2 protein-coding genes are annotated in these 1,436 nt (G+C 36.3%); both read left to right on the plus strand.

Annotated features, from left to right (window positions below; all coding sequences use genetic code 11):
• The first annotated feature begins 43 nt into the window (after positions 1-43).
• Positions 44-562 carry a helix-turn-helix domain-containing protein gene (locus DHW03_RS19110; protein WP_109927466.1) on the plus strand — a complete coding sequence of 173 codons (519 nt, stop codon included), beginning with the start codon at positions 44-46 and terminating at the stop codon, positions 560-562.
• 2 nt (positions 563-564) lie between these two features.
• A complete protein-coding gene (locus tag DHW03_RS19115; RefSeq protein ID WP_240618576.1) occupies positions 565-1,401 on the plus strand; it encodes an IS3 family transposase in 837 nt (278 codons plus the stop codon).
• Positions 1,402-1,436: the final 35 nt, after the last annotated feature.

The following is a 1,436-nucleotide window of genomic DNA, read 5'->3' on the forward strand; positions in this document are numbered from 1 at the left end:
TACACTGCCCCCAAAAAGTTAGACACTATTTGGGGGCATTTTTATGGTTAAATACAAAAAACACAAGGCCGAATTTAAACTGAAGCTGGTTAGAGAGCATCAACGTGGGAAATCGGTCAACGGATTATCGAATCAATGGGGCATCTCCACGTCGCAAATCAGAAAATGGATTGACCAATACAATGCATTAGGTGTACAGGGCTTATTGCGAAGATCCTATCAACAATATACCAAGGAATTTAAGTTAACGGTCGTTCAAGCTTATCTTAAGAAAGAATTATCTTTGAGGGACTGCTGTTTACATTTTCATATCCCTTCCATTGGCATAGTTAGTTCTTGGGTAAAAATTCATGAGAGTTTGGGGGTGGATGGCTTAAATGCTCAACAGAGAGGCCGTAAAACGATGAAAGAAAAGAAGCCAAAAAAAACAACCACTAAAACGTTGACCAGGCTTGAGGAGCTTGAAAAGGAGAATCTATATTTAAGAGCGGAGAATGAGTTGCTAAAAAAGCTCGAAGCCTTAGCTCAAAAGAAAGAAACGCTGCAAAAGAAAAAGCGTTAGCCATTGAGGAGTTAAGGCATAAATATCCATTAGAGTTGTTATTGGATATACTAAAAATGGCCAGAAGTAGTTACTATTACCACTTAAAAACAAAATCAGTATTAAGAAAACATGATGTCGCCCAAGATCAAATAAAAAAGATCTATCATCGTCATAAAGGAAGGTATGGTTATAGAAGGATTACTCTGGAAATGAAGAATGAAGGTTGTATCATCAATCACAAAACAGTCTCAAAGCTGATGGGTACATTAGGGCTGAAATCATTGATCAGGAGAAAGAAATACAGATCCTATAAGGGTGAGTTAGGTAAAATTGCACCCAATTTATTGAATCGCGATTTTAATTCAGCACAACCTTGCCAGAAGTGGGCCACCGACATTACAGAATTCAAAGTGGGGGATAAAAAACTGTATCTATCTCCAATCATAGAATTATTTAACGGGGAAATCCTCAGCTATAACTTATCTGAGTCTCCAAATTTTGAACAGGTAACCCTTATGTTGAAAGATGCATTCAAAAAGATAAATAGGAACACAAACCTGATTTTACACTCTGATCAGGGATGGCAATATCAGATGAAAGAATATCAGCGAATGCTGAAAAAGAAAGGCATTAGGCAGAGCATGTCCAGAAAGGGTAACTGCCTGGATAATGCCATTATTGAGAATTTCTTTGGCATCATAAAATCGGAACTATTCTATATTAATAAGTACAGTGAAATCAATGAACTTAAACAGGATATAAAAAATTACATTGAATACTATAATAACGATCGAATAAAACTCAATCTAAAAGGGATGAGCCCGATAAAATATCGAGCTCATCACATTAATAATTAATTTCTAATTTCGTCCAACTTTTGGGGTGCACTTCA

This window comes from Pedobacter yonginensis, from assembly GCF_003173595.1.
Taxonomy (GTDB): Bacteria; Bacteroidota; Bacteroidia; order Sphingobacteriales; family Sphingobacteriaceae; genus Pedobacter; species Pedobacter yonginense.

Bases quoted from the DNA above. Each gene is read 5' to 3' on its own strand.
- DHW03_RS19110 (WP_109927466.1), top strand. From the start codon at position 44: ATGGTTAAATACAAAAAACACAAGGCCGAATTTAAACTGAAGCTGGTT.